Below are 26,586 nucleotides of genomic sequence, written 5' to 3'. Positions count from 1 at the left end.
GGCAACTGTTTCGGGCTTTTTTGTTTCTGCGCGTTATCTAAAGAACAGAAAATAAATGCCTGCGGCGAGCGTACAAACCGACATGCACAGATATAACCCGATGTAGCTCCAGTAAAGGAGAGGGGTTTCTGCACGGTAGGCGTATACGGGTTCGCGGGCGTTCCTGACGATTTTATCCACGGCGCCAGAGCGCCAGCCTTTGTAGGCTTCCCGTAAGCTAAACAGCATCACCATCAGGACGGCGATGACCACAAAGATCGTTTTCCCTTCCACGCTTATTTTCCTTGTTTCTTTTGCAGTTCCAGCAATTGCTCAGGCGTTACTGCCGGGTAGCCCTGGGCGTCATCCGGCACCTGATGCATTGTTGGAATGGGAACTAACGGGCCTAAGAAGCGAGGTTCCCGTTTGAAAATATAGAGGTCTGCCAGCGCGCCGAATCGGGCGCCAAATTCACGTACGCGTACCGTTAACATATCTTTTGGCGACGGCACCGCATAGCACTGAGCCTGAATTCCCATATGCAGCGCAATGAACAGCGCGCGTTCACAGTGGAAACGCTGGGTAATGATGATGAAGTCGTTGGTATCAAACACTTTGCGCGTGCGCACAATGGAGTCCAGCGTGCGAAAACCGGCATAATCGAGCACGATGTCGGCAGGATCAACGCCCCCGGCGATCAGATCCTTACGCATCGTCATCGGTTCGTTATAGCTTTGCAGCGCGTTATCGCCGCTGAGCAGCAGATAATTGACCTTGCCGCTGTTGTAGGCGTTTAACGCCCCCTGAATGCGATAGCGGTAATACTGATTAATGACGCCGGTGCGATAGTATTTTGCGGTGCCTAATACCACTCCCACCTGGCGGTAGGGGAGATCCTGTAATTCGTCGTAAATATAGGGCGCGGTTTTCCAGCTCATCCATCTGTCGAGACCAAGCACAGTCAACAGCAGCAAGCCGATCAGGACTAACAGGCTGTAAAACACGCGCTTTAACATGCAGAGAACTCGATAAAGGGATGAAATTTCAATCAGGCTACTGTACCCGCTGTCGAAGCGCAAGAAACAGCAGTCTGATTGGGGGGATTTTAGACATTCTTGCCATTTGCATGTTGCCCGATGGCGCTGTGCTTATCGGGCCTACGCACATTACGTGTTCCAGGGCTTAACCCAGCAGTACGCGGTCGATATTATTGCAGCCTAATGCTTTCAGCGTGGCGGCGGTGGCATCCCACTGGATTAACGGCGCGTCGGCTTTCTCCGCCAGAATTGCGCGCTGAATATCTGGATAGTCATACCCGTTCAGGTTCAGCAGATTCAGTGCGCCCTGCAAAGGCGGCAGCGTAGGGTTAAAGGCGGCGTTCTCGGCATAGCTGCCGGTGAAAATACGCCCGTCTTTGCATTCCAGCGCCACGCCGCTTGGGGAGTGGCTGTAAGGCATATGACATTTATTGGCGGCGGCAATCGCTGCCTGAGTCAGCGCGTCGCCCTCCAGCGCGAAACCGTGATTCTGCTCGTCCATCAGCAGCGTTTTGATCTCCAGGTCTTTCGGGCCGAAAGCGTCAGGCAGATAGTCGCGTAAGGTATGCGGTACGCGCCCCGGCAGGTGGATACGCAGATCCAGGCCGCTGTTCAGTTCGTTCATAAACTGACGGCAATGACCGCAAGGGGTGTAGTTAACAGTGATGGCGGCGAGCCCTTTTTCACCGCGCAGCCAGGCATGGCCGATCGCGCTTTGCTCGGCATGAACGGTTTGCTGCATCGTCGCGCCCAGGAACTCCATATTCCCACCGAAATACCAGGTTCCACTGATGCCGCGCGCGATAGCGCCAACGTTGAAGTGGGAAAGGTCGGTGCGTGCGCAGGCGGCAGCCAGCGGCAGGAGCGCGAAAGCCAGCGCGTCTTCGTCCAGCCCCGATTCACGCTTAAGCGTCGAGACCTGCTCCGCAGTCAGCATGGCGGGAAAATGCTCATCTGCCAGAATCGGCGCCAGCGCTGATTGCAGATTATCCGCAAGTTGGCCAAAAGCAGTTTGAAAACGTGGATGCATGGCGTTGCCTCATAACAATGTAATGGAATCGTAGTTTACGGAGCTGTTACGGCTTTATATGTGATCCAAATCTCATTGTGATTGCAACTTGTGAAACTTAAATTAAAAATGCGCGACGCATCGCAAATTTTAACCTGCTACCGCTAGAATAATCGGGAAGAGAAACGGCGCCAGCAGCGAGGTGATGATCCCGCAGATCACCAGCGCCAGCGAACTGAACGCCCCTTCCTGGTAATCCAGCTCGGCGCAGCGCGCAGTGCCCAGGGCGTGCGAGGCGGTTCCCATTGCCAGACCGCGTGCGGCTTTAGTACGGATACGCATGAGGTTGAGCAGGGTATGACCAAATACGGCGCCCAGTATCCCGACGAAAATAACGCAGACGGCGCTAATGGCGGGAATGCCGCCGATGCTGCCGCCCACCGCCATTGCGATTGGGGTTGTGACCGATTTCGGTAATACCGATGCGGCGATTTCCGGCGTGGCGCCCATCAGTAAGGCGACAGTGGTTCCGGTCACCATGGCGACCACGCTGCCGACGAAGCAGATCGTGATGATGGATTTCCAGCGGGCGCGGATCTGGTGCAGTTGTTCATATAAAGGGTACGCCAGTGCCACGACGGCGGGTTGCAGCAGGTCGTTGAGCACCTCGCTGCCTTTGAAATAGTGATCGTAAGGAATGCCGGTCAGTATCAGAAACGGGATGATGACCACCATGGCAACCAGCAACGGGTTAAGCAACGGCATCTTAAAGCGCGCAGCCAGTTTGCGGGCGGCGAAAAAGACCGCCAGCGTCAGGGGTAACGACCACCAGATATACGACATCATTTTTTCGCTCCTTTCTGCCCTAACACTTTTCGTTCACCGTGTACGATATGCGAACTCCAGCTCACGACCAGGAAAACAACCAGCGTACTGATCGCACAGGAGACCACCACCGGGCCAAACTGCGCGCGCAGCAAATCGAAGTACTGCATGACGCCGACGCCAATCGGCACAAACAGCAGCGCCATGTAACGGATCAGGACATAGCATCCCGGGTTTACCCACTTCGCTGGCAGAATTTGTAGCGCCAGTAAAACAAACAGAATCAACATGCCGATGATGCTGCCGGGAATCGTAATAGGAAGCAGCGATGCAATGAAAATACCCGCATACAAACAGGCATATATCAGTACAAATGCGCGTAAATACTGCCAGATGATATTCAGTGATTTACTCATGGTAAAAGCCCTTGATGAAACAGATTCATCATACAATTAAACTTTAAAACGTGCTACCGATCACATCATGAATTCTGAGCATAGTGGAAATAGACAACGGGAACATCGGGCAACGCCCCGTTGCCCGCGCTAAACCTGCGCCAGAAAATGCAGAAAACGACTCAACGCGAGAGGAGGGGTCTCGTTCTTGCGCCAGAACATGCCCACGCTTCCTTTCTGTTCTATTTTCGGCAGGTTTAAGATAGCCAACTGGCCCTGGCTGGCATAGCGTTGCGCCAGGCGTAGAGAAAGAATAGAGATCATATCGCTGCTTTGCAGCAAATTGGTGCTGACGTTCATCGAGGCGGATTCGATGGTGTTTTCCGGCAGCATCACGCCGTTGTCCACCAGGGCGTTATCAATGCTGATGCGAATTGGCGTACCGGTCGGCCAGACAATCCAGCGCCAGTGGGCGAGGTCGTTCCAGGAAAGCGTGGCGTGTGAGGCCAGGGGATGATGGGGGCGGGCGACAAAGCAGACCGGTTCGGTGTAGAGCACCTGATAGTTTAACGGCAGCTGGAGCGCCCGACCGCCCACGCGACCTACCACCACGTCCAGCGACCCGGCGAGCAGATCGTGTAAAAGCGGGGTCATGACTTTCTCTTCAATATTCAGGTGCAGCGTCGGCATCTCATTGAGCAGGCAAAGGATCGCCTGCGACACGCAGTCTGTCGCGACCGGTGAACAGCCGATTTTCAGGCTTCCCACCAGCCCACCTTGCTTAAAGCGCGCGATCTCATACTGCGAACGTTCCATATCGTTGATGAGCCGCTGCGCATGCTGGAGCAACAGCTTGCCCCCTTCTGAAGGGCGCAACCCCTTGCTGTGGCGTTCAAAAAGCGTGATTCCGATCTCATCTTCAAGCTGTGACAGCCACTTCGACAGCGCGGGCTGGGTGATGTTCATCATTCGCGCAACGTGGGTCAGATTCCCTTGTTCCCCCAGCGCGACCAGCATTTGCAGGTGGTGCAGCTTCAATTTTTGCGCCCAATTCGCCATTTGATATAACCCCCAGGTTATACCTCTACCCGAAATGCCATTGTACATTTCATCGCCATGATTACAAACTTGCAACATACAAAAAACAAAAATGACATCTACCTTACCTGCACCGAGGCATTCACTATGACTCAACGACGTGATCTACAAGCACTGATTGACGCCGCCCCCGTCGGCAAAATGCAGTGGCGCGTTATCATCTGCTGCTTTCTGGTGGTAATGCTCGACGGTTTTGATACGGCCGCAATTGGCTTTATTGCGCCGGATATCCGTACGCACTGGCAATTGAGCGCCAGCGATCTGGCCCCGCTGTTCGGCGCGGGTCTGCTGGGGCTGACGGCAGGGGCGCTATTGTGCGGCCCGCTGTCAGACCGTTTTGGCCGTAAACGGGTGATTGAATTGTGCGTGGCGCTGTTTGGCGCCTTGAGCCTGCTTTCCGCCTTCTCGCCGGATTTGCAAACGCTGGTGGTACTGCGCTTTTTAACCGGGCTGGGGCTGGGCGGCGCGATGCCGAATACCATCACGATGACGTCGGAATACCTTCCCGCCCGCCGTCGCGGCGCGCTGGTAACGCTGATGTTCTGCGGGTTTACCCTCGGTTCGGCGATGGGCGGCATCGTCAGCGCGCAACTGGTGCCGCTGATTGGCTGGCACGGCATTCTGGTGCTCGGCGGCGTATTACCCTTAATGCTGTTCTTCGCCTTGCTGTTTGTTCTGCCCGAGTCGCCACGCTGGCAGGTGCGTCGTCAGCGCCCGCAGGCGGCGATTGCCAGAACGGTTGCCGCCATCACCGGTGAACGCTACGACAATACGCATTTCTATCTTCATGAAGCCGCCGCCATTTCAAAAGGCAGTATCCGCCAGCTTTTTGTCGGGCGTCAGCTTCCCATTACCCTGATGTTATGGGTCGTGTTCTTCATGAGCCTGCTCATTATCTACCTGCTCTCCAGCTGGATGCCGACGCTCCTGAATCACCGGGGAATCGATTTGCAGCATGCCTCCTGGGTCACTGCCGCATTCCAGATCGGCGGTACGCTCGGCGCGCTGTTACTCGGCGTACTGATGGACAAACACAATCCGTTCCGGGTGCTGGCCGTGAGCTACGCGCTGGGCGCGGTCTGCATCGTGATGATTGGCCTGAGTGAAAACGGACTGTGGCTGATGGCGCTGGCGATTTTTGGTACGGGCATTGGCATCAGCGGATCGCAGGTGGGGTTGAATGCCTTAACTGCGACGCTGTACCCGACTCAAAGCCGTGCAACCGGTGTGAGCTGGTCCAATGCCGTCGGGCGCTGTGGCGCCATTGTCGGTTCGCTCTCCGGCGGCATGATGATGGCGATGAATTTCTCTTTCGATACGCTGTTTTTCGTCATCGCGATTCCGGCTGCCATTAGCGCGGTGATGCTCGCCATGTTGACGGCGGTTGTCCGCCACTCAGCCTCTGAACCTGACGTGCTGCCCCGGGCAGGCGTCGTGAACGAATAAGGAGAACCTCCATGTCTGAAGTGAATCAGGATGTTAAACACAACCGTCAGCAGTTTTATCAGCACATTTCCGGGCAAAACCTGACGCCGCTCTGGGAGTCGCTGCACCACCTGGTGCCGCAAACGCCGAACGCCAATTGCGCGCCTGCGTACTGGAACTATCAGGAGATCCGCCCGCTGTTGCTGGAAAGCGGCAACCTGATTGGCGCGAAAGAGGCTGTCCGCCGGGTGCTGGTGCTGGAAAACCCGGCGCTGCGCGGACAGTCGTCAATTACCGCGACGCTGTATGCAGGGCTGCAATTGATTTTACCGGGCGAGGTGGCGCCGAGTCATCGCCACAACCAGTCGGCGCTGCGTTTTATTGTGGAAGGGCAAGGCGCGTTCACCGCCGTTGACGGCGAGCGGACGCAGATGCACCCGGGCGACTTTATTCTGACGCCGCAGTGGCGCTGGCACGATCACGGCAACCCTGGCGACGAGCCGGTGGTATGGCTGGACGGTCTGGATCTGCCGCTGGTGAATACGCTGGGCTGCGGGTTTGCGGAAGATTACCCGGAAGAACAGCAGCCGGTGACGCGCAAAGAAGGTGATTACCTGCCGCGCTACGCCGCCAACATGCTGCCGCTACGCCACCAGGTCGGCAATTCCTCGCCGATTTTCAACTACCGCTACGACCGTAGCCGTGAAGCGCTGCATGACCTGACCCGGATGGGGGAACCTGACGAGTGGGATGGCTACAAGATGCGCTACGTCAACCCGGTCACCGGGGGCTATCCGATGCCTTCGATGGGCGCGTTTTTGCAACTGTTGCCGAAAGGGTTTGCGTCGCGCGTGGCGCGCACGACCGACAGCACTATTTATCACGTTGTGGAAGGTTCCGGGCAGGTCACCATTGGCAATGAGACGTTCCACTTCACAGCGAAAGATATCTTTGTGGTGCCGACATGGCACGGGGTGTCGTTCCAGACCACGGAAGATACCGTTTTATTCAGTTTTTCGGACAAACCGGTTCAGGAAGCCCTCGGCTTGTTCCGCGAAGCGCGTGATTAAATTGGGAGAGAAAAGATGAGCAAATATGTATTCGAACCTCAGGCGCCAGTCGCGGTGCCGGTTGTTGGCAGCGATGAGCAATTCCCGGTTCGCCGCGTCTACTGCGTTGGCCGTAACTACGCCGCCCATGCCCGTGAGATGGGGTTCGATCCCGATCGTGAGCCGCCGTTCTTCTTCTGCAAACCGGCCGATGCGGTCGTACCGGTTGCGGCTGGCGAAACGCTGGCGCTGGCCTATCCGTCGCAGACCGATAACTATCACTATGAAATTGAACTGGTGGTGGCGATAGGCAAACAGGGCAGCGATATTCCGCTTGAGCAGGCGCATGAGTATGTCTGGGGCTATGCCACCGGGCTGGATATGACCCGCCGCGACCGTCAGATGGAAATGCGCCAGATGGGGCGCCCGTGGGAAATCGGCAAAGCGTTTGATTCGTCCGCGCCGATTGCGCCGCTGCATAAAGCGACCGATGTGGCAGACGTCAACAACGCGCCGATTTGGTTACAGGTAAACGGGGAAGATCATCAGCGCAGCGATATTCGCCATCTGATCTGGTCCGTCAATGAAACCATCAGCTACCTGTCCGGCTTTTTTGAACTGCAACCGGGCGACCTGATTTTCACCGGCACGCCGGAAGGGGTCGGGGCGGTAGTGAAAGGGGATGTGATTACCGGCAATGTGGAAGGGTTAACGCCGATCGCCGTGAAGATTGTCTGAGGTGAATGATGAAGCTGTACAGTTTTTTTAATAGCTCGGCGTCTTATCGCGTGCGTATCGCGCTGGCATTAAAAGGCATCGATTATGAGACGGTGGGCGTCAACATTCGTATCGGCCAGCAGAATGCGCTGAGCTACCGACGGATGAACCCGATCGGGCTGGTGCCGACGCTGGTGACTGATGACGGTGAATCTCTCGGGCAATCGCTGGCAATCATCGACTGGCTGGATCGCCACTTCCCGCAGACGCCGTTGCTGCCGCTGGTCGATCCGGCGCGCAGCCAGGCGCTGGAAATTGTCTATGCCATTGCCTGTGATATTCACCCGGTGAACAACCTGCGCGTATTGCGCTACCTGACTGACGAGCTGAAGATCGGCGAAGAAGACAAGAAACGCTGGTACGCCCACTGGGTGCAACAAGGGCTTAGCGCGGTGGAACAGCTGTTGCGCCAGGGGCAGTCCGGGCAGTTTTGCGTGGGGGATGCGCCTACGCTGGCGGATTGCTGCCTGATTCCACAATGGGCCAATGCGCTGCGAATGGGATGCGACCTGAGCGGTTATCCGCGCTGCAAGGCGGTTTATGACGCCTGCACCCGGCTTCCGGCCTTTATCGCCGCTGCCCCCGAAAATCAACAAGACAAAATTTCAGCCTGATAAGGAGAACGACAATGGCTAAAGTGACAAGCGCAATTATCGTGGGTGGCGGTATTGGCGGCGCAGCGACCGCGCTGTCGCTGGCGCGCCAGGGCATTAAAGTGATGCTGCTGGAAAAGGCTCATGAAATTGGTGAGATTGGGGCGGGGATTCAGCTCGGGCCGAATGCGTTTTCCGCGCTGGACAGCCTCGGCGTTGGTGAAGTGGCTCGCCAGCGCGCGGTCTTTACCGATCATATTACGATGATGGACGCCGTGAATGCCGAAGAGGTCGTGCGCATTGAAACCGGCCAGGCCTTTCGTGACCATTTTGGCGGCCCGTATGCCGTAATTCACCGGGTGGATATTCATGCCACCGTCTGGGAAGCGGCGCTGACCCATCCGGGCGTGGAGTACCGGACTTCGACGAATATTGTCGATATCCGCCAGACGCCGGACGATGTAACGGTGTTTGACGAGCAGGGGAATAGCTGGACGGCAGATATTCTGCTGGGCTGCGATGGCGTGAAATCGGTCGTACGCCAGAGTCTACTTGGCGATACGCCGCGCGTGACCGGGCATGTGGTGTACCGGGCCGTGGTGGAGTGCGACGACATGCCGGAAGATTTGCGCATCAACGCGCCGGTACTGTGGGCCGGGCCGCACTGCCATCTGGTGCATTATCCGTTGCGCGGCGGGAAACAGTACAATCTGGTGGTGACGTTCCATAGCCGTCAGCAGGAGGAGTGGGGCGTGAAAGACGGAAGCAAAGAAGAGGTGCTCTCTTATTTTGCCGGGATTCACCCGCGTCCGCGTCAAATGCTCGACAAACCCACCTCCTGGCGCCGCTGGGCGACCGCTGACCGGGAACCGGTAGAGAAATGGGGAACCGACTGCATCACGCTGGTGGGCGACGCCGCGCACCCGGTTGCGCAATATATGGCGCAGGGCGCCTGCATGGCGCTGGAAGATGCCGTTACGCTGGGTAAAGCGCTGGAGCGTTGTCATGGCGATGCGCAGCAGGCCTTTGCGTTGTATGAGTCGGTGCGTATTCCCCGCACGGCGCGAATTGTCTGGTCAACCCGCGAGATGGGGCGCGTCTACCATGCCGCAGGCGTGGAGCGACAGGTGCGTAATCTGCTGTGGAAAGGCAAATCCCAGCAAGAGTTTTATCGCGGCATTGAGTGGCTGTATGGCTGGAAGGAAGATAACTGCCTTGAGCCGCGCTGAGAGACTTTAAACCGCACCACAGAGGCGCTACCATAGCGCCTCTTTTTTTGCAGGTAACGAAATGCTATGCGTGTTTTACTGGCGCCGATGGAAGGCGTGCTCGACTCTCTGGTGCGCGAGCTACTGACCGAGGTTAATGATTACGATCTGTGCATCACGGAGTTTTTGCGCGTGGTGGATCAGCTTCTGCCGGTAAAAGTGTTTCATCGCATCTGCCCGGAACTGCACAATGCCAGCCGCACGGCGTCCGGCACAGTCGTGCGTATTCAACTGCTGGGGCAATACCCGCAGTGGCTGGCGGAAAACGCCGCCCGCGCGGTGGAGCTGGGCTCATACGGCGTGGATTTAAACTGCGGCTGTCCGTCGAAAATGGTGAACGGCAGCGGAGGTGGGGCGACGTTGCTCAAAGATCCTGAGCTTATCTATCAGGGGGCAAAAGCGATGCGCGAAGCCGTGCCTGCGCATTTACCGGTCACGGTGAAAGTGCGTCTGGGCTGGGACAGCGGCGAAAGAAAATTTGAAATTGCCGATGCCGTCCAGCAGGCAGGGGCGACAGAGCTTGTCGTGCATGGGCGCACCAAAGAGCAGGGTTATAAAGCCGAACATATTGATTGGCAGGCGATTGGCGAGATCCGCCAGCGACTCACTATTCCGGTTATCGCCAATGGTGAAATCTGGGACTGGCAGAGTGCGCAAGAGTGTATGGCGGTCAGCGGCTGCGACGCGGTGATGATGGGACGTGGAGCGTTAAACATCCCGAATCTCAGCCGCGTGGTGAAATATAACGAACCGCGTATGCCCTGGCCGGAAGTGGTCTTACTGCTGCAAAAATACACCCGGTTGGAAAAGCAGGGGGATACCGGGCTGTATCATGTCGCGCGTATTAAGCAGTGGCTGGGGTATTTGCGTAAGGAATATACGGAAGCCAGCGCGCTATTTCAGGAAATCCGTGCGCTTAATAATTCCCCCGATATTGCTCGCGCCATTCAGTCCATTGATATTTAAATCGCCTTATCAGGCCGCGTGCCTGATGGCGCTTCGCTTATCAGGCCTACAGACTGTGTAGGCCGGATAAGACGGTACGTCGCCATCCGGCAGCGGTTCGACAGGGAACTACGCAAAGGGTAAATATCATTCCATGAAATACTTTAATTATAATTATTTGTTTCAATTATAATTTTCTAATTATATTTTTCCTTTTCCAAAGATGTATTGCCACGCGTAACTAAAAAACAGGACGCAACACCACGTAATCTCTGCGCACCTTTTCTTACCAGAACGTCTCCATGAACCGCGATTCTTTCCTGGCCACAACGGTGTGCCTGTCTCTTTTTACGCTGCTGGCGGGTTGCGCGCCGATGCACGATACCCGCCAGTCGCTGACGCGACAAACGCCTGCTGCACAGGTTGATTCACCATTACCGACGGCAATAAAAAACGGTTGGCCGGACAGCCAGTGGTGGAAGGCGTACCACGATCCCCAGCTTGATGCCTTAATTGACAACGCATTACAGCATTCTCCTGATATGCAGGTGGCTGAACAGCGTATACAACTCGCCGAGGCGCAGGCGAAGGCGGTTGAAGCGCAGGATGGCCCCCGGCTGGATTTCTCTGCGGATGTTGAGCGCCAGAAAATGTCTGCGGAAGGGCTGATGGGGCCGTTTGCCATCACCGATCCGGCGGCGGGAACCACCGGGCCGTGGTACACCAACGGGACGTTCGGCTTAACCGCCGGTTGGGATCTGGATCTCTGGGGCAAGAATCGGGCTGAAGTCAGCGCGAGAATCGGCGTAGTGAAAGCGCGTGAAGCGGAACAGGCGCAAACCCGGCAACTGCTGGCAAGCGGTGTCGCGCGTTTATACTGGGAATGGCAGACGCAGGCGGCGCTTAAAGCGGTGCTGACGCAAATCGAACATGAACAGCAAAACGTCATTACGGTTGATCGCCAGCTGTATCAAAACGGTATTACCTCCTCGGTCGAAGGGGTGGAAACCGATATTGATGCCGGTAAAACGCAGCAGCAGCTAAATGATGTGGCCGGTAAAATGAAGATTATTGAGGCGCGTCTGAGTGCGCTGACCAATGCGCAATCGGCCTCGCTGACCCTGCATACGGTTGCTCTGCCAGTGACTGAAAGCCAGTTGCCCGCTCAGTTGAGCTATGAACTTCTGGCTCGCCGACCCGATTTACAGGCGGCGCACTGGTACATTGAGTCCTCTTTAGGCAGCGTTGACGCCGCAAAAGCGGCGTTTTATCCCGATATCAACCTGATGGCGTTTCTGCAACAGGACGCCCTGCACCTGAGCGATCTGTTTCGCCATTCCGCACAGCAGATGGGCGTCACCGCCGGGCTGACGCTGCCGATCTTTGACAGCGGCAGGCTGAACGCCAGTCTTGATATCGCGAAAGCGCAAAGTAATCTCTCTGTCGCGAATTACAACAAAGCGGTGGTGGATGCGGTGAATGATGTGGCGCGCGCCGCCAGTCAGGTTGAAACGATGGCTGAAAAAAATCAGCACCAACGGCAGATTGAGCATGACGCACAGCGGGTGGTTGGTCTGGCACAGGCGCGCTTTAATGCCGGAATTATTGCGGGCTCCCGCGTCAGCCAGGCGAAGATCCCGGCGCTGCGGGAACATTGCAACGGCCTGATTTTGCAAGGGCAATGGCTGGATGCGTCCATCCAGCTCACCAGCGCGCTGGGCGGCGGTTATCATCTTTGAGCGTCGTGCCGGATGGCGCTTTAATGCAGGCCAAATAAGCCTGAAGCGCTACGGCGCATCAGGCTTATTGCGCCGTTTTAACCACCAGCGAGCGCCAAAAACCAGCCCAACCACCAGCGCCAGCCAAATCACATGCTTTATATGCTGGTCGAAACTGTGCAGCCACGGCGCGATCACCTCGCCGCCAATATAGCCCAGGGTGGTAAACAGCAAAGCCCAGATCATCGCTCCCAGAATATTCAGCGGCAGAAAGATTTTAGGCGGCAGATGGCTGGCGCCAATCAATAGCGGCCCAATAATGCGAAAGCCGTACATAAATCGGGAACCGATCACAAACAGGTACGGGCGGCGCTGGATCATTTTCTGCGCCAGATGAATTTTGGCGCGATGTCGGGAAAAGCGCCGCAAAATTTTGCCGCCATAGCGACGACCCAACAAATAGAGCACCTGATCGCCAATCATGCCGCCGAGTGCGACAGAGAGCAGCACCAGAGGGAATTTAAGCAATCCCTGATGGGCTGCCACGCCGCCTAACAGGGTGATGGTCTCGCCTTCCGCCATACTGCCAATAATCAGCGTGGCGTAACCGTAATGCGTGATAAGACTGTTGATATCCATACGTGAAAACGACCTCCCGCCTTTAGCATACACCCTATCAATGTTTATGGCCGGAAAAGGCGCGACGTTAGCGCATCGGTTTTTATGCGCTGTACATAAAATAATCGAAAGCTGAATTATACTTGAAGTGTTGAGATCCAGAGCTGACAAGCAGGGGGGCGGTATGAACCATGTCTGGGGGCTATTTTCCCATCCCGATCGTGAAATGCGCGTGATCAAAAGCGAAAACGAAACGGTGTCGCATCATTATACCCACCATGTGCTGCTGATGGCGGCGATCCCGGTGATTTGCGCCTTTATCGGCACCACGCAAATTGGCTGGAATTTTGGTGATGGCAATGTGCTGCGCTTGTCTCTGTTTACGGGGCTGGCGTTCGCGGTTCTGTTTTACGGCATGATGCTGGCCGGGGTTGCCGTGATGGGGCGGGTCATCTGGTGGATGGCGCGCAACTACCCGCAACGGCCTTCCCTGGGACACTGTATGGTCTTTGCCGGGTATGTCGCAACGCCGCTGTTTTTAAGTGGTCTGGTGGCGCTTTATCCGCTGGTGTGGCTCTGTGCGTTAGTCGGTACTGTCGCACTGTTTTATACCGGCTATCTGCTGTATCTCGGCATCCCGACATTCCTGAACATCAGTAAAGAGGAAGGTCTGAGCTTTTCCAGTTCGACGCTGGCTATCGGCGTGCTGGTACTGGAAGTGCTGCTGGCGATGACGGTGATCCTGTGGGGATATGGATACCGGTTATTCTGAGATATGAAAAGAATTCGGGTCGCAGGAGGGCGATAAATGGACAACAGCAGCGCGCCTGCGCCCCGAAACAGGGAAGAGACGGGTGTAAAAGCCAGCATGCAGCATTTCGTGACGATTCTCTTATGGCGACAACGCTGTCGGGTCGCTATGATGCCGGAGCTAGCTTGAGTAAAATCCTGGCTCAGGCGGTGTACGTTCTACGTGCGTGAATCATTATCAGAAATCTCATCATGCTGAAATTCCGAGTTTCATTATTTAGCCTTGCCCTGATGCTGGCTGTCCCTTTTGCGCCACACGCTGTGGCGAAAACCGCGGCTGCCGCCGTAGCGTCTCAACCGGAAATTGCTTCTGGAAGCGCGATGATTGTTGATCTGAACACCAACAAAGTGATCTATTCGAACCACCCGGATCTTGTGCGTCCGATTGCGTCGATCACCAAATTAATGACGGCGATGGTGGTGCTTGATGCGCGACTGCCGCTGGATGAAAAACTGAAAGTCGATATCAGCCAGACGCCGGAAATGAAAGGCGTTTACTCACGCGTGCGTCTGAACAGTGAAATCAGCCGTAAAAATATGTTGCTGCTGGCGCTGATGTCTTCGGAAAACCGGGCGGCGGCAAGCCTGGCGCATCATTATCCGGGTGGCTATAACGCTTTTATTAAAGCGATGAATGCTAAAGCCAAAGCGTTGGGCATGACCCACACCCGTTTTGTGGAGCCGACGGGACTGTCGATTCATAACGTATCGACCGCCCGTGACCTGACGAAACTGCTGATTGCCAGCAAGCAGTACCCGCTGATTGGTCAGTTAAGCACCACGCGTGAGGATATGGCGACCTTTGCAAACCCGGCATACACCTTGCCGTTTCGCAATACGAATCACCTGGTGTACCGCGATAACTGGAATATTCAGTTGACCAAGACCGGGTTTACCAACGCTGCGGGTCATTGCCTGGTGATGCGCACGATGATCAACAACAAACCGGTGGCGTTAGTGGTGATGGATGCCTTTGGCAAATATACCCATTTTGCCGATGCCAGCCGTTTACGCACCTGGATTGAAACCGGCAAAGCGATGCCCGTTCCGGCCGCCGCGTTGAGTTATAAAAAGCAGAAAGCTGCGCAGATGGCCGCAGCAGGCGAGCAGACCGCGCAAAACGATTGAGTTTGTTGATATGTGCCTGAATCCGGCCTACAGTTTGTAGGCCGGATAAGGCGCTTGCGCCGCCATCCGGCACGATATTTAAAACAGCTCCATCGCTGTAAATACGAGAAATCAATGCGTCTCGTCGGACGCCGCTTCTTTCCAGAATTTCAGCTTACTTGTTTTACCAATACCCGGATTCATGCTGTTGGTGGGGTCATTTTCACGATAAAAACGCGCCAGCGTCTCCGGCGCTTTGTACAAATGACCAACGTTATGCTCTGCCGGATATTGCGCGCCGCGCTGGCGCAGCAGTTCCAGCATTTGCTCTTTCAGCGCATGGGCATCGACGCCTTTCTTCACGATGTAATCCTGATGGAAGACATAGCACATGAAATGACCGTAATAGAGTTTATGCACCAGCTGGCTGTCAATTTCCGGCGGCAGATGCTCATACCATTCGGTGTCGTTACGCCGTAAGGCGATATCCAGTGCGAGAATATCCTCCACCTCATCGGCATGCACCGCCTGATAACGGATCGCCGCGCCTGCCGCGGCAAAACGGTGCAGGAACGCTTTGCTGCCTTCCTCCGGGGTACAGGCAAAGAAATCGCCCTCGGCGGTTTTGAAAAACTCGGTCAGCCAGCTTTGCGCTTCCGCCACTCCGTCTCCCGCCATTTTTAACAGCAGATGATGCTCATATTTGTCGCGCCAGCTTTTCATGCGCGGCGGCAGATGGTTAGGGAATAAATGGCCGAACTTCTGCATCGCGCGGTCGGTGAAATGCGGACGGAAGATTTTTACCTTTTCCAGCATCGCGTCGGTACGGCCTTTGAGCGTAAAGAAGAACGGCATTTTGTCGGTGCCGAGCTTGTCGATCATCAGGAACGTATCTTTGCCATATTTCTCCGCGATGTCGTAAATATCGCGGTGCATATATTCACCGGCAACCGGCAGGTTGTCGAACTTCGCCAGGATATGACGACGAATCTCGGTCAGCACATCGGGCTGATTGGTGCCGATATAAAAGACCTGCTGGTTTTTTTCCGCCTCGAAAGTGTCCAGCCGCACGGCGAACACCGCCAGCTTACCCGCGCAGCCGGAGGATTCGAACAGGCGATCCGGGTCAGCGTTATAGCGGGCAGGGGTATCGGCCTCAATGTCCCTGACGCGAGTCACGTAATCGTAATCGTGGGCGTGGCGGCCATCGTGGCGCACATCTTCATCTTTGATGCGTTCATCATCGAGTGTGCTGAGGATCTGTTCCGGGGTCTGGCCCAGTTCGATGCCCAGATGGTTCACCAGCTGTAATTTGCCCTGCTCATCAATGCGCGCGAACAGAGACATTTCGGTATACGCCGGGCCACGTTGTACCAGCGACCCGCCGGAGTTATTGCAGATGCCGCCAATAACTGACGCGCCGATACAGGAGGAACCGATAACCGAGTGCGGTTCGCGACCAAAAGGTTTAAGCGCTTTTTCCAGTGAGTACAGCGTGGTTCCTGGGTATGCCAGCACCTGTTCGCCTTTACTGAGGACGTGCAGCTTGTCGAGGCGTAGCGTGCTGATGATGACAATTTCGCGATCGTAATCGTTGCCGTTCGGCGTGGAACCTTCAGTCAGGCCGGTATTGGCGGCCTGCATCAGAATGATTTTATCGGCGTTTACGCAGGCGTTCAGTACGCGCCACAATTCCAGCAGCGAGCCGGGGAAGACCACGGCCAGCGCTTCGCCCTGACCAGAACGGAACCCCTTGCGGTAGCGGGCGGTTTTTGCAGGATCGGTGAGCAGGTGCGAATGACCCACCAGACGGGTGAGCTCGTTAAGAAAGGCTTTATTATCTGTCGTTGTAATGGAAGACATTCTCCACTCCTTGTGGTGGGACAAACTATCGGAACTAAGCATAGCGCTTTGTATGACAATACGCTTTCTCATGCAACTTGTCTCGGTGCAGGCTTAGCGTATTCCTGATCCTCCTCCCTGCGCAGGGGACGTTAAAAAAATCAGAGAATAACCTTAGCTTTCTTCTCCTCTCCCGATTAGGCTTATGGCAAACTGCGGTTTTTGTTATATTTTTGCTGCCACGTCGGGCTAAAGAAAAAGAGAGAATCAAGATGAAATGGCTATGTTCTGTAGGTGTTGCGGTAAGCCTTGCGTTGCAGCCAGCGCTGGCGGAAGCGTTGTCTGGCAACCATCCGCTGACGCCTGAAGCTCGGGATGCGTTTGTCACTGAATTGCTCACGAAAATGACCGTCGATGAAAAAATCGGTCAGCTGCGTTTGATAAGCGTTGGGCCCGACAACCCGAAAGAAGCCATCCGGGAGATGATCAAAAACGGGCAGGTCGGGGCGATTTTTAACACCGTCACCCGCCAGGATATCCGAAAAATGCAGGATCAGGTGATGGAACTGAGCCGCCTGAAAATCCCTCTCTTTTTCGCCTATGACGTGCTGCACGGGCAGCGTACCGTTTTCCCTATCAGCCTTGGCCTGGCCTCCTCGTTTAATCTGGAGGCGGTAAAAACCGTGGGTCGCGTCTCGGCGTATGAGGCGGCTGACGATGGCCTGAACATGACCTGGGCGCCGATGGTGGATGTGTCCCGCGATCCGCGCTGGGGACGCGCATCGGAAGGCTTTGGTGAAGATACGTATCTGACGGCGATCATGGGCAAAACGATGGTCGAGGCGATGCAGGGCAAAAGCCCGGCGGATCGCTATTCGGTGATGACCAGCGTGAAACATTTCGCCGCCTATGGCGCGGTTGAGGGCGGGAAGGAATACAACACCGTCGATATGAGCCCGCAGCGCCTGTTCAACGACTATATGCCGCCGTATAAAGCCGGGCTGGACGCGGGCAGCGGCGCGGTGATGGTGGCGCTCAACTCACTGAACGGCACGCCTGCGACGTCAGATTCATGGCTGTTGAAAGAGGTGCTGCGCGACGAGTGGGGCTTTAAAGGCATCACCGTTTCCGATCACGGCGCGATCAAAGAGCTGATTAAACACGGCACGGCATCCGACCCGGAAGACGCGGTGCGCGTGGCGCTCAAGTCCGGCATCAACATGAGTATGAGCGATGAGTATTACAGCAAATACCTGCCGGGGCTGGTCAAATCAGGCAAAGTAACGATGGCGGAACTGGACGATGCCGCGCGCCATGTGCTGAACGTGAAATATGACATGGGGTTGTTTAACGATCCGTACAGCCACCTGGGCGCAAAAGAGTCCGATCCGCAGGACACGAACGCTGAGAGCCGCCTGCATCGCAAAGACGCGCGCGACGTTGCGCGCGAAAGTCTGGTGCTGCTGAAGAACCGTCTGGAAACGCTGCCGTTGAATAAATCCGGCACCATTGCGGTGGTGGGGCCGCTGGCCGACAGTCAGCGTGATGTGATGGGAAGCTGGTCTGCCGCTGGCGTCGCCAGCCAGTCCGTTACGGTGCTGACGGGGATTAAAAACGCGCTGGGCGACAAAGGCAAAGTGATATACGCCAAAGGGGCGAATGTCACTAATGACAAAGGCATTGTTGATTTCCTCAATCAGTATGAGGAGGCGGTGAAAGTAGACCCTCGTTCGCCAGAAGCGATGATTGACGAGGCCGTTAATGCCGCGAAACAGTCCGATGTGGTTGTGGCCGTTGTCGGGGAAGCGCAGGGTATGGCGCATGAGGCTTCCAGCCGCACCGACATTCAGATCCCGCAAAGCCAGCGCGATCTGATCGCGGCGTTGAAGGCGACGGGTAAACCGTTGGTGCTGGTGCTGATGAACGGTCGTCCGCTGGCGCTGGTGAAAGAAGATCAGCAGGCTGACGCCATTCTGGAAACCTGGTTTGCCGGTACGGAAGGCGGTAACGCCATTGCTGACGTTCTGTTCGGCGACTATAACCCGTCGGGTAAACTGCCGATGTCCTTCCCGCGCTCTGTCGGGCAGATCCCGGTTTACTACAGCCATCTCAACACCGGTCGTCCGTATAACGCCGACAAGCCGAACAAGTACACCTCCCGCTACTTTGACGAGGCGAATGGCCCGCTGTATCCGTTTGGTTATGGTCTGAGCTACACCACGTTTACCGTTTCCGATGTGACGCTCTCTGCGCCCACCATGAAGCGCGATGGCGCGGTAACGGCCAGCGTGCGGGTGACGAATACCGGCAAGCGCGAGGGGGCGACGGTAATCCAGATGTATTTGCAGGATGTCACGGCATCGATGAGTCGTCCGGTAAAACAGCTGAAAGGCTTTGAGAAGGTAACGCTGAAGCCGGGAGAAACGCAGACCGTTAGCTTCCCGATTGATATTGAGGCGCTGAAATTCTGGAACCAGCGTATGAAGTATGACGCGGAGCCCGGCAAGTTTAACGTCTTTATTGGCGTCGATTCCGCCCGTGTGAAGCAGGGCGAGTTTGAACTGCTGTAGCCACGCGCCATACCTGTCAGCTCCGTAGGCCGGATAAGACGCGTTAGCGTCGCCATCCGGCACCGGTGCGCCTGATTGCCGGATGGCGCTTGCGCTTATCCGGCCTGTGAATTGCCCCTGCCTTTTGTCGCTCTGCTATTTTTCAACTATGCTTTTTCCTCAAGTCTCTGAAAAGGGATGTAAAAGAATGAGGAAAGCAGCATGACAATTTCAAAAACAGGGGCGGGGGCGCTGCTGCTGTTAGCGGCGGTCAGCCTGCCGTTGCAGGCCGCATCACCCGTAACGGTCGGATCAAAAATCGATACGGAAGGCGCCTTGCTTGGCAACCTGATTTTACAGGTGCTGGAAAGCCACGGCGTTAAAACGGTGAATAAAGTGCAACTGGGTACAACCCCGGTAGTACGCGGCGCGATTACCTCTGGCGAGCTGGATATTTACCCGGAATATACCGGAAACGGCGCATTCTTCTTTAAAGACGAAAACGATCCGGCATGGAAAAACGCACAGGCGGGGTTTGAAAAAGTCAAAAAACTGGATGCTGAGCAGAACAAGCTGGTCTGGTTAACGCCAGCGCCTGCAAACAATACCTGGACGATTGCGGTACGCCAGGATGTTGCGGAAAAGAATAAACTGGTTTCGCTTGCGGATCTCGGACGCTATCTGAAAGAGGGCGGAACGTTCAAACTGGCCGCCTCCGCCGAGTTTATCGAACGCGCCGATGCGCTGCCTGCCTTTGAAAAAGCCTACGATTTTAAACTGAATCAGAACCAGTTGCTGTCGCTGGCTGGCGGCGATACGGCGGTGACCATTAAAGCGGCCGCCCAGCAAACGTCCGGCGTAAACGCGGCAATGGCCTATGGCACCGACGGCCCGGTTGCGGCGCTGGGGCTGCAAACACTGAGCGATCCGCAAGGCGTCCAGCCTATCTATGCGCCTGCTCCGGTGGTTCGTGAGTCGGTGCTAAAAGAATATCCGCAGATGGCGGAATGGTTGCAGCCGGTCTTTGCCAGCCTGGATGAAAAAACGTTGCAACAGTTGAATGCCAGTATCGCCGTTGAAGGGCTGGATGCGAAAAAAGTCGCGGCAGATTACCTGAAGCAAAAAGGCTGGGTGAAGTAACACATTTTGTATCAGGTCAGTAAGGTGTCAAAAGTCAGTCTTAACCGTGTGTTGCTGCTGTTGGTGATCCTGACGGGGGTTGCCGCCGCGCTGCCTTTCGTTAACTACGCCCCCAATCGCCTGGTGTCAGGGGCGGGGCGTCAGATCTGGGATATCTGGCCGGGTTCGGTTTCTCTGCTGGCGGGCGCCGGGTGCGCATTGCTGGTGTTGTGCTTTGTCCCTGGGAAAAAGGGCAGCGTGCTGACGCTTGTGCTGGCGCAGGCGCTGGTGATCGCCATGCTCTGGAGCGTGGGGAAAGCGGCAACGCATCTGGCGCAGGCCGGCAGCCCGCTGGCGCGCACAAGCCTGGGGAGCGGCCTGTGGCTGGGTCTTGGGCTCACCCTGCTGGCCTGTAGCGATGCCATTCGCCGTATCACCACCCAACCGCTCTGGCGCTGGCTTCTGCATGCGCAAATTGCGCTCTTACCGCTGGCGCTGCTGCTCACCGGCGCATTCAACGATCTCTCTTTACTCAAAGAGTACGCTAACCGGCAGGATATTTTTGATAATGCGCTGGTTCAGCACCTGACGCTGCTGGCGGGAACCGTGTTGCCTGCGTTGCTGATTGGCGTACCGCTGGGCATCTGGTGCTCGTTTGCAACGGCGCGGCAGGGGCCGGTCTTTGCCGTTCTGAATGTTATCCAGACCATCCCTTCCGTTGCGCTGTTTGGCCTGCTGATTGCCCCGCTTGCCGGGCTGGTGAAGGCCTGGCCCTGGCTGGGAACGCTTGGCGTGGCGGGAACCGGGTTAACGCCCGCCCTGATTGCGCTGGTGCTCTATGCGTTACTGCCGCTGGTGCGCGGCGTGGTTGCCGGGCTTAACCAGGTGCCGCGAGACGTGCTGGAAAGCGCGCGGGCGATGGGGATGAGCGCTTCTCAACGCTTTATCCATGTACAACTGCCGCTGGCGTTGCCGGTTTTTTTACGCAGCCTGCGCGTGGTCATGGTGCAAACGGTGGGGATGGCGGTCATCGCCGCCCTGATTGGGGCGGGAGGGTTTGGCGCCCTGGTCTTTCAGGGACTGCTCAGCAGCGCCGTTGATCTGGTTCTGCTGGGGGTGATCCCGGTCATTGCGCTGGCCGTGCTGATCGACGCGCTGTTTGATTTATGGATCGCACTCCTGAAGGTAACGAATGATGATTGAATTTAGCCATGTCAGCAAAACCTTCGGTGCGCAGAAGGCCGTCAACGACCTCAATCTGCATTTTCGCGAAGGCAGCTTTTCGGTGCTGATTGGCACATCGGGGTCGGGAAAATCCACCACGCTGAAGATGATTAACCGCCTGGTGGAGCATGACAGCGGGGTGATCCGTTTTGCCGGGGAAGAGATCCGCAGCTTGCCGGTGCTGGAACTGCGTCGTCGCATGGGGTACGCCATCCAGTCGATCGGCCTTTTCCCGCACTGGACGGTGGCGCAAAACATTGCCACCGTACCGCAACTGCAAAAGTGGTCGCGCTCGCGTATTGATGACCGCACAGAAGAACTGATGACGCTGCTGGGGCTGGACGTGAATTTGCGTCACCGTTATCCGCACCAGCTCTCTGGCGGGCAACAGCAGCGCGTTGGGGTGGCTCGCGCGCTGGCTGCCGATCCGCAGGTATTGCTGATGGATGAGCCGTTTGGCGCGCTGGACCCGGTAACGCGCGGGGCGCTTCAGCAGGAGATGACCCGTATTCACCGGCTGCTTGGCCGCACCATCGTGCTGGTGACGCACGATATCGACGAGGCGCTACGTCTGGCGGAGCATCTGGTGCTGATGGATGGCGGCGAAGTGGTACAGCAGGGCACGCCGCTGGAAATGCTGACCGCGCCGGCGAATGATTTTGTGCAGGCGTTTTTTGGGCGCAGCGAACTGGGCGTACGGCTGCTGTCGCTGCGCAGCGTGGGGGATTATGTGCGTCGCCATGAGCAAGTGGGCGGTGACGCGCTGGCGGAAGAGATGACGCTGCGCGATGCGCTGTCTGTCTTTGTGGCGCGAGGGTGCGACGTATTGCCGGTGGTGGATCAGCAGGGCACTCCCTGCGGGACGCTCCATTTTCGCGATCTGCTTTCGGAGGTGCTGCCCGGTGAAACGACTGTCTGATCCGCTGCTCTGGCTTATTGTCGCTTTTCTGGCGCTGCTTGCGGGGCTGCCGTACAGTCAGGCGGTGTTTGGCGCACTGTTTCCGCAGCTGCCACGACCGGTTTATCAGCAAGAAAGCTTTATGGCGCTGGCGCTGGCCCATTTCTGGCTGGTGGGCGTATCAAGCCTGATTGCTGTGGCGGTTGGCGTCGGGGCGGGGATTGCAGTCACTCGCTCATGGGGGGCAGAGTTTCGCCCGCTGGTGGAAACCATCGCCGCCGTCGGGCAGACCTTTCCGCCGGTCGCGGTGCTGGCGATAGCCGTTCCGGTGATGGGGTTTGGTCAGGAGCCAGCCATTATCGCGCTGATCCTCTACGGGGTTTTGCCGATATTGCAGGCCACGCTCGCCGGGCTGGGGGCGATTCCCGCCAGCGTCATGAGCGTGGCGTGCGGGATGGGAATGAGCCGGGGACAGCAGCTGTGGAAAGTCGAACTGCCGCTGGCCGCGCCGGTGATTCTGGCGGGGATTCGCACCTCGGTGATCATCAATATTGGGACTGCGACGATCGCCTCGACGGTGGGCGCCAGCACGCTCGGCACGCCAATTATCATCGGGCTGAGCGGCTTTAACACCGCCTATGTGATTCAGGGGGCTTTACTGGTCGCGCTGGCGGCGATCATTGTCGATCGCCTGTTCGAGCGTCTGGTGCTGCGCCTTAACCGGCACGTAAAATAAACGTATAGCCAGCGAGCATCACGCCGCCGATACCGCCGATAGCCATCAGCAGGAAGAGGGTAATCACACCGATTTTAGCTGCGCGCATTGTGCACTCCTTATGTTAACAAAAGGATTGTACCGTAAAGCACGTTTGTTAATGAATCATTAAATGCGCAGAATGTCTGATCACGCATTGATGCTGTCATCCGGTAAGGCTACAGGCCCAGCGGGTAAATATCGTGCCCCTGCGCGCGCCAGGCGTTGAGTTGCTGCTGCTGCGCGGGCGTCTGCGTCTCGCCGCACCAGATAAGCAGCGTCCTGCCGTCAAACAGCTCCGGGCGAAGCTGGTTCAGCGAGTGAGCCAGCACATCGACGCGCCATCCTTGCTGGCTGGCGACCCAGCCCTCCAGCCACAGCCGGGTGGTATCGTGAATATTCCAGCCGACCACCAGCGCGTCTTTCCCCTGTTTTTTGCGCGCGGAGGCAAGACAAATCGCAATGTAATTGATCAAGATGCCGTCAAGGATGCCGAGCAGCGCCTGGAGAGTGGGTTGCTGGCACTGTAAGCGTCGTCGCAGAGGAGTAAACAGGTGCGTGGTGAGCGTCTGGGCGGGGTAATCCTGCCCACGTTCTTTAATCCATAGCCTGAGGCTATGCAGATTGTTGCTTTGCAAATAGTGCAGCAGCGTCTCCTGCTGTTCGCGCCAGCCGTTTTGCACATCGATGTTATCGTTGCTGAGCAGCACTTTGACCTTACTGACCTGCACGCCGTTATCAATCCAGCGTTTAATCTCCCGAATCCTGTCGATATCGGCGTCATTAAACAGGCGGTGCCCCCCGTCTGTTCGCTGGGGCTTTAATAATCCGTAACGCCTCTGCCACGCGCGTAACGTGACAGGGTTGATATCACAAAGCAAAGCCACTTCACCTATTGTGTAAAGCGCCATCGTTTCACCCTTGCTCGCGAGGTCCCAGTTTTACTTTAGACGCTCTTTTACGAACCAGGTAGTTTTGTCTGTTCTTTAATCAGTGCGCGGGTGAGATTGTGGCCTGACGTGCGCTTTTGAGTGATCGTTCTCACGAATTCATGTTTTTTTGCAACAGTTCAAAGAAAGATAAGCGCAGCCAATGTATGTTACGCGTTTTTAAGAGATGTGTGGTTTGCGGGTATGTACGAGTTTAATCTGGTGTTGCTGCTGCTTCAGCAGATGTGCGTGTTTCTGGTCATTGCGTGGTTAATGAGTAAAACACGTTTATTCATCCCGTTAATGCAGGTTACCGTTCGCCTGCCGCATAAATTTCTCTGTTATATCGTCTTCTCTATTTTCTGCATTATGGGCACCTGGTTTGGGTTGCACATCGAAGATTCCATTGCCAATACCCGTGCGATTGGCGCCGTGATGGGCGGCTTGCTGGGTGGGCCTGTGGTCGGCGGCCTGGTCGGACTCACCGGCGGTTTACACCGTTATTCGATGGGCGGGATGACGGCGCTGAGCTGTATGATCTCCACCATTGTCGAAGGGTTGTTAGGCGGCCTGGTGCATAGCGTGCTGATCCGTCGTGGGCGCACCGATAAAGTCTTCAGCCCGTTAACGGCCGGGGCGATTACCTTCGTCGCTGAACTGGTGCAAATGCTGATCATTTTGTTGATCGCCCGACCTTTTGAAGATGCGTTGCATCTGGTAAGCAGTATTGCCGCGCCCATGATGGTGACTAACACCGTCGGGGCGGCGCTGTTTATGCGCATTTTGCTCGACAAACGCGCGATGTTTGAAAAATACACCTCGGCGTTTTCCGCCACCGCGCTGAAAGTGGCGGCCTCCACGGAGGGTATCCTTCGTCAGGGCTTTAACGAAGTGAACAGCATGAAGGTGGCCCAGGTGTTGTATCAGGAACTGGACATCGGCGCAGTAGCGATCACCGATCGCGATAAACTGCTGGCATTTACCGGCATTGGCGACGATCACCACCTGCCGGGGAAACCTATTTCATCAAGCTACACGCTGAAAGCGATTGAGACCGGTGAGGTGGTGTATGCCGATGGTAACGAAGTGCCTTACCGCTGCTCGTTGCATCCGCAGTGCAAATTAGGCTCAACGCTGGTGATTCCGCTGCGCGGCGAAAACCAACGCGTGATGGGCACCATCAAACTGTATGAAGCCAAAAACCGGCTCTTTAGCTCCATCAACCGAACGCTGGGCGAGGGGATTGCGCAACTGCTGTCGGCGCAGATTCTGGCCGGGCAGTATGAACGCCAGAAAGCGCTGCTCACACAGTCGGAAATTAAACTTTTGCATGCGCAGGTGAATCCTCATTTCCTGTTTAACGCGCTTAACACCATTAAAGCGGTGGTACGCCGCGACAGCGAACAGGCCAGCCAACTGGTGCAGTATCTCTCGACCTTCTTTCGCAAGAACTTAAAGCGCCCCTCGGAGATTGTGACCCTTGCCGATGAAATTGAGCATGTGAATGCCTATTTGCAAATTGAGAAGGCGCGCTTCCAGGCGCGGTTGCAGGTGAATTTAAACGTGCCGGAGGAACTTTCGCACCAGCAACTGCCCGCGTTCACTCTGCAACCGATTGTGGAAAACGCCATTAAGCACGGCACGTCGCAACTGCTCGGCACCGGTGAAGTCTCCATTACGGCCAGACAGGACGGGCAGCACCTGATGCTGGACATTGAGGATAACGCCGGATTGTACCAGCCCACGACCAATGCCAGCGGCCTGGGGATGAACCTGGTGGATAAACGGCTGCGCGAACGCTTTGGCGATGATTACGGCATCAACGTGGCCTGCGAACCCGATCTCTTTACCCGGATAACCTTACGACTTCCCCTGGAGGAAAACGCATGATTAAAGTGCTGATTGTGGATGATGAGCCGTTAGCGCGGGAAAATCTGCGGATTCTGTTACAGGAACAAAGTGATATTGAGATTGTGGGTGAGTGCTCGAATGCGGTAGAGGCGATTGGCGCGGTGCATAAGCTGCACCCGGACGTGCTGTTTCTTGATATCCAGATGCCGCGCATCAGCGGGCTGGAAATGGTCGGGATGCTCGATCCAGAACATCGACCGTACATTGTTTTTCTGACCGCTTTTGACGAATACGCCATTAAAGCGTTTGAAGAGCACGCTTTTGACTATCTGCTTAAGCCCATTGAAGAGAAGCGGCTGGAGAAAACGTTGGCGCGTCTGCGACAGGAACGAAACATGCAGGACGTTTCGGTGCTGCCGGAAAATCAACAAGCGTTGAAATTCATTCCCTGCACCGGGCACAGCCGTATTTATCTGTTGCAAATGGATGACGTGGCGTTTGTCAGCAGCCGGATGAGCGGCGTGTACGTAACCAGCAGCGAGGGGAAGGAAGGGTTTACCGAATTGACGCTGCGAACGCTGGAGAGCCGCACGCCGTTATTGCGCTGCCATCGTCAGTATCTGGTGAATATGGCGCAGTTGCAGGAAATTCGTCTGGAGGATAATGGTCAGGCCGAGCTGATTTTGCGCAACGGCTTAACGGTTCCTGTCAGCCGTCGCTACCTGAAAAGTTTAAAAGAGGCGATTGGGCTGTAAAAGACTGCTAAA

The 26,586-nt window shown here is 56.1% G+C and carries 26 protein-coding genes; 16 read left to right on the top strand and 10 right to left on the bottom strand.

What is annotated here, in order from left to right; translation table 11 throughout:
* Positions 1-33 precede the first annotated feature (33 nt).
* From OGX75_RS07825 to OGX75_RS07800, 6 genes are all read right to left on the bottom strand, one after another.
* A complete protein-coding gene (locus OGX75_RS07825) occupies positions 34-273 on the bottom strand; it encodes a DUF2542 family protein (protein WP_012131622.1) in 240 nt (79 codons plus the stop codon).
* Positions 274-275: 2 nt separating this feature from the next.
* A complete protein-coding gene (gene sanA, locus OGX75_RS07820) occupies positions 276-995 on the bottom strand; it encodes an outer membrane permeability protein SanA (protein ID WP_012131623.1) in 720 nt (239 codons plus the stop codon).
* Between the two features lie 166 nt (positions 996-1,161).
* Entirely contained in the window at positions 1,162-2,046 is an 885-nt protein-coding gene (cdd, locus tag OGX75_RS07815) for a cytidine deaminase (protein WP_214143319.1), read from the bottom strand.
* A gap of 129 nt (positions 2,047-2,175) precedes the next feature.
* Complete coding sequence (locus tag OGX75_RS07810; RefSeq protein WP_071258980.1) at positions 2,176-2,871, bottom strand: CidB/LrgB family autolysis modulator; 696 nt, start codon at positions 2,869-2,871, stop codon at positions 2,176-2,178.
* Positions 2,868-3,266: a CidA/LrgA family protein gene (locus OGX75_RS07805; protein WP_286451207.1), complete on the bottom strand. Its 399-nt coding sequence runs from the start codon at positions 3,264-3,266 to the stop codon at positions 2,868-2,870. The genes OGX75_RS07810 and OGX75_RS07805 overlap by 4 nt, the downstream gene beginning before the upstream one ends.
* 129 nt (positions 3,267-3,395) lie before the next feature.
* Positions 3,396-4,304 (bottom strand): LysR substrate-binding domain-containing protein, encoded by a 909-nt coding sequence (locus OGX75_RS07800; RefSeq protein WP_286451208.1) that lies wholly within the window; start codon positions 4,302-4,304, stop codon positions 3,396-3,398.
* A 126-nt stretch (positions 4,305-4,430) separates the two neighbouring features.
* Between OGX75_RS07800 and mhbT the strand changes: the two genes are divergently transcribed.
* From mhbT to mdtQ, 7 genes are all read left to right on the top strand, one after another.
* A complete protein-coding gene (mhbT, locus tag OGX75_RS07795) occupies positions 4,431-5,789 on the top strand; it encodes a 3-hydroxybenzoate transporter MhbT (RefSeq protein WP_286451209.1) in 1,359 nt (452 codons plus the stop codon).
* A gap of 11 nt (positions 5,790-5,800) precedes the next feature.
* A complete protein-coding gene (gtdA, locus tag OGX75_RS07790; RefSeq protein ID WP_071258977.1) occupies positions 5,801-6,838 on the top strand; it encodes a gentisate 1,2-dioxygenase in 1,038 nt (345 codons plus the stop codon).
* A gap of 15 nt (positions 6,839-6,853) precedes the next feature.
* Positions 6,854-7,555, top strand: a complete 702-nt coding sequence (locus OGX75_RS07785) for a fumarylacetoacetate hydrolase family protein (protein WP_071258975.1) — start codon at positions 6,854-6,856, stop codon at positions 7,553-7,555.
* Between the two features lie 8 nt (positions 7,556-7,563).
* The gene (gene maiA, locus OGX75_RS07780; RefSeq protein ID WP_024130180.1) at positions 7,564-8,208 is read left to right on the top strand and encodes a maleylacetoacetate isomerase; all 645 of its coding nucleotides are present in this window, start codon (positions 7,564-7,566) and stop codon (positions 8,206-8,208) included.
* Between the two features lie 14 nt (positions 8,209-8,222).
* Positions 8,223-9,416 carry a 3-hydroxybenzoate 6-monooxygenase gene (locus OGX75_RS07775; protein WP_286451210.1) on the top strand — a complete coding sequence of 398 codons (1,194 nt, stop codon included), beginning with the start codon at positions 8,223-8,225 and terminating at the stop codon, positions 9,414-9,416.
* Between the two features lie 66 nt (positions 9,417-9,482).
* Positions 9,483-10,421: a tRNA dihydrouridine(16) synthase DusC gene (dusC, locus tag OGX75_RS07770; RefSeq protein ID WP_047462518.1), complete on the top strand. Its 939-nt coding sequence runs from the start codon at positions 9,483-9,485 to the stop codon at positions 10,419-10,421.
* A 281-nt stretch (positions 10,422-10,702) separates the two neighbouring features.
* The gene (gene mdtQ / locus OGX75_RS07765) at positions 10,703-12,139 is read left to right on the top strand and encodes a multidrug resistance outer membrane protein MdtQ (RefSeq protein WP_286451211.1); all 1,437 of its coding nucleotides are present in this window, start codon (positions 10,703-10,705) and stop codon (positions 12,137-12,139) included.
* 48 nt (positions 12,140-12,187) lie between these two features.
* Here the strand turns inward: mdtQ and OGX75_RS07760 are convergent, their stop codons facing one another.
* Positions 12,188-12,757: a DedA family protein gene (locus OGX75_RS07760; protein ID WP_286451212.1), complete on the bottom strand. Its 570-nt coding sequence runs from the start codon at positions 12,755-12,757 to the stop codon at positions 12,188-12,190.
* Between the two features lie 163 nt (positions 12,758-12,920).
* Between OGX75_RS07760 and OGX75_RS07755 the strand changes: the two genes are divergently transcribed.
* Both OGX75_RS07755 and pbpG read left to right on the top strand, forming a co-directional pair.
* Positions 12,921-13,508, top strand: coding sequence for a Yip1 family protein (locus tag OGX75_RS07755; RefSeq protein ID WP_012131637.1), 588 nt, complete (start codon positions 12,921-12,923; stop codon positions 13,506-13,508).
* Positions 13,509-13,738: 230 nt separating this feature from the next.
* Entirely contained in the window at positions 13,739-14,674 is a 936-nt protein-coding gene (pbpG, locus tag OGX75_RS07750) for a D-alanyl-D-alanine endopeptidase (protein ID WP_012131638.1), read from the top strand.
* A gap of 111 nt (positions 14,675-14,785) precedes the next feature.
* On the opposite strand, the gene dld is transcribed toward pbpG, so the two are convergent.
* Positions 14,786-16,516 (bottom strand): D-lactate dehydrogenase, encoded by a 1,731-nt coding sequence (gene dld / locus OGX75_RS07745; protein ID WP_024130181.1) that lies wholly within the window; start codon positions 16,514-16,516, stop codon positions 14,786-14,788.
* Positions 16,517-16,767: 251 nt separating this feature from the next.
* Between dld and bglX the strand changes: the two genes are divergently transcribed.
* The 5 genes from bglX to OGX75_RS07720 all read left to right on the top strand — a co-directional run bounded on the left by bglX (position 16,768) and on the right by OGX75_RS07720 (position 23,021).
* Entirely contained in the window at positions 16,768-19,065 is a 2,298-nt protein-coding gene (gene bglX / locus OGX75_RS07740; RefSeq protein WP_047462528.1) for a beta-glucosidase BglX, read from the top strand.
* Between the two features lie 201 nt (positions 19,066-19,266).
* The gene (gene osmF, locus OGX75_RS07735; RefSeq protein ID WP_012131641.1) at positions 19,267-20,184 is read left to right on the top strand and encodes a glycine betaine ABC transporter substrate-binding protein OsmF; all 918 of its coding nucleotides are present in this window, start codon (positions 19,267-19,269) and stop codon (positions 20,182-20,184) included.
* A gap of 24 nt (positions 20,185-20,208) precedes the next feature.
* Entirely contained in the window at positions 20,209-21,366 is a 1,158-nt protein-coding gene (locus tag OGX75_RS07730) for an ABC transporter permease (RefSeq protein ID WP_110494898.1), read from the top strand.
* On the top strand, positions 21,359-22,306 hold the full coding sequence (locus OGX75_RS07725; RefSeq protein ID WP_286451342.1) for an ABC transporter ATP-binding protein: 948 nt from the start codon (positions 21,359-21,361) through the stop codon (positions 22,304-22,306). Before OGX75_RS07730 ends, OGX75_RS07725 begins: the two co-directional genes overlap by 8 nt.
* Positions 22,290-23,021, top strand: coding sequence for an ABC transporter permease (locus OGX75_RS07720; protein WP_114848213.1), 732 nt, complete (start codon positions 22,290-22,292; stop codon positions 23,019-23,021). The genes OGX75_RS07725 and OGX75_RS07720 overlap by 17 nt, the downstream gene beginning before the upstream one ends.
* Here the strand turns inward: OGX75_RS07720 and OGX75_RS07715 are convergent.
* Both OGX75_RS07715 and mlrA read right to left on the bottom strand, forming a co-directional pair.
* The gene (locus OGX75_RS07715) at positions 23,002-23,109 is read right to left on the bottom strand and encodes a protein YohO (protein ID WP_047462533.1); all 108 of its coding nucleotides are present in this window, start codon (positions 23,107-23,109) and stop codon (positions 23,002-23,004) included. The genes OGX75_RS07720 and OGX75_RS07715 overlap by 20 nt on opposite strands.
* A 109-nt stretch (positions 23,110-23,218) precedes the next feature.
* Positions 23,219-23,950: an HTH-type transcriptional regulator MlrA gene (mlrA, locus tag OGX75_RS07710; RefSeq protein WP_012131645.1), complete on the bottom strand. Its 732-nt coding sequence runs from the start codon at positions 23,948-23,950 to the stop codon at positions 23,219-23,221.
* Positions 23,951-24,172: 222 nt separating this feature from the next.
* Between mlrA and OGX75_RS07705 the strand changes: the two genes are divergently transcribed.
* Together OGX75_RS07705 and btsR are read left to right on the top strand one after the other, a co-directional pair.
* Entirely contained in the window at positions 24,173-25,858 is a 1,686-nt protein-coding gene (locus OGX75_RS07705; RefSeq protein ID WP_012131646.1) for a sensor histidine kinase, read from the top strand.
* Complete coding sequence (gene btsR / locus OGX75_RS07700) at positions 25,855-26,574, top strand: two-component system response regulator BtsR (protein WP_012131647.1); 720 nt, start codon at positions 25,855-25,857, stop codon at positions 26,572-26,574. Before OGX75_RS07705 ends, btsR begins: the two co-directional genes overlap by 4 nt.
* The last annotated feature ends 12 nt before the right edge of the window (positions 26,575-26,586 follow it).

This window comes from Citrobacter sp. CK199, assembly GCF_030333285.1.
GTDB classification, from domain to species: domain Bacteria; phylum Pseudomonadota; class Gammaproteobacteria; order Enterobacterales; family Enterobacteriaceae; genus Citrobacter_B; species Citrobacter_B koseri.
Note: the sequence above shows the minus strand (reverse complement) of the source record. Positions and strands in the feature narration are given on the sequence as shown.

Bases quoted from the DNA above. Each gene is read 5' to 3' on its own strand.
- osmF (WP_012131641.1), top strand. From the start codon at position 19,267: ATGACAATTTCAAAAACAGGGGCGGGGGCGCTGCTGCTGTTAGCGGCG.
- mlrA (WP_012131645.1), bottom strand. From the start codon at position 23,950: ATGGCGCTTTACACAATAGGTGAAGTGGCTTTGCTTTGTGATATCAAC.
- OGX75_RS07805 (WP_286451207.1), bottom strand. From the start codon at position 3,266: ATGAGTAAATCACTGAATATCATCTGGCAGTATTTACGCGCATTTGTA.
- OGX75_RS07800 (WP_286451208.1), bottom strand. From the start codon at position 4,304: ATGGCGAATTGGGCGCAAAAATTGAAGCTGCACCACCTGCAAATGCTG.
- OGX75_RS07755 (WP_012131637.1), top strand. From the start codon at position 12,921: ATGAACCATGTCTGGGGGCTATTTTCCCATCCCGATCGTGAAATGCGC.
- dusC (WP_047462518.1), top strand. From the start codon at position 9,483: ATGCGTGTTTTACTGGCGCCGATGGAAGGCGTGCTCGACTCTCTGGTG.
- OGX75_RS07725 (WP_286451342.1), top strand. From the start codon at position 21,359: ATGATTGAATTTAGCCATGTCAGCAAAACCTTCGGTGCGCAGAAGGCC.
- OGX75_RS07785 (WP_071258975.1), top strand. From the start codon at position 6,854: ATGAGCAAATATGTATTCGAACCTCAGGCGCCAGTCGCGGTGCCGGTT.
- OGX75_RS07810 (WP_071258980.1), bottom strand. From the start codon at position 2,871: ATGATGTCGTATATCTGGTGGTCGTTACCCCTGACGCTGGCGGTCTTT.
- btsR (WP_012131647.1), top strand. From the start codon at position 25,855: ATGATTAAAGTGCTGATTGTGGATGATGAGCCGTTAGCGCGGGAAAAT.
- OGX75_RS07705 (WP_012131646.1), top strand. From the start codon at position 24,173: ATGTACGAGTTTAATCTGGTGTTGCTGCTGCTTCAGCAGATGTGCGTG.
- pbpG (WP_012131638.1), top strand. From the start codon at position 13,739: ATGCTGAAATTCCGAGTTTCATTATTTAGCCTTGCCCTGATGCTGGCT.
- OGX75_RS07760 (WP_286451212.1), bottom strand. From the start codon at position 12,757: ATGGATATCAACAGTCTTATCACGCATTACGGTTACGCCACGCTGATT.
- gtdA (WP_071258977.1), top strand. From the start codon at position 5,801: ATGTCTGAAGTGAATCAGGATGTTAAACACAACCGTCAGCAGTTTTAT.
- maiA (WP_024130180.1), top strand. From the start codon at position 7,564: ATGAAGCTGTACAGTTTTTTTAATAGCTCGGCGTCTTATCGCGTGCGT.
- cdd (WP_214143319.1), bottom strand. From the start codon at position 2,046: ATGCATCCACGTTTTCAAACTGCTTTTGGCCAACTTGCGGATAATCTG.
- bglX (WP_047462528.1), top strand. From the start codon at position 16,768: ATGAAATGGCTATGTTCTGTAGGTGTTGCGGTAAGCCTTGCGTTGCAG.
- mhbT (WP_286451209.1), top strand. From the start codon at position 4,431: ATGACTCAACGACGTGATCTACAAGCACTGATTGACGCCGCCCCCGTC.
- dld (WP_024130181.1), bottom strand. From the start codon at position 16,516: ATGTCTTCCATTACAACGACAGATAATAAAGCCTTTCTTAACGAGCTC.
- OGX75_RS07715 (WP_047462533.1), bottom strand. From the start codon at position 23,109: ATGCGCGCAGCTAAAATCGGTGTGATTACCCTCTTCCTGCTGATGGCT.
- OGX75_RS07775 (WP_286451210.1), top strand. From the start codon at position 8,223: ATGGCTAAAGTGACAAGCGCAATTATCGTGGGTGGCGGTATTGGCGGC.
- sanA (WP_012131623.1), bottom strand. From the start codon at position 995: ATGTTAAAGCGCGTGTTTTACAGCCTGTTAGTCCTGATCGGCTTGCTG.
- mdtQ (WP_286451211.1), top strand. From the start codon at position 10,703: ATGAACCGCGATTCTTTCCTGGCCACAACGGTGTGCCTGTCTCTTTTT.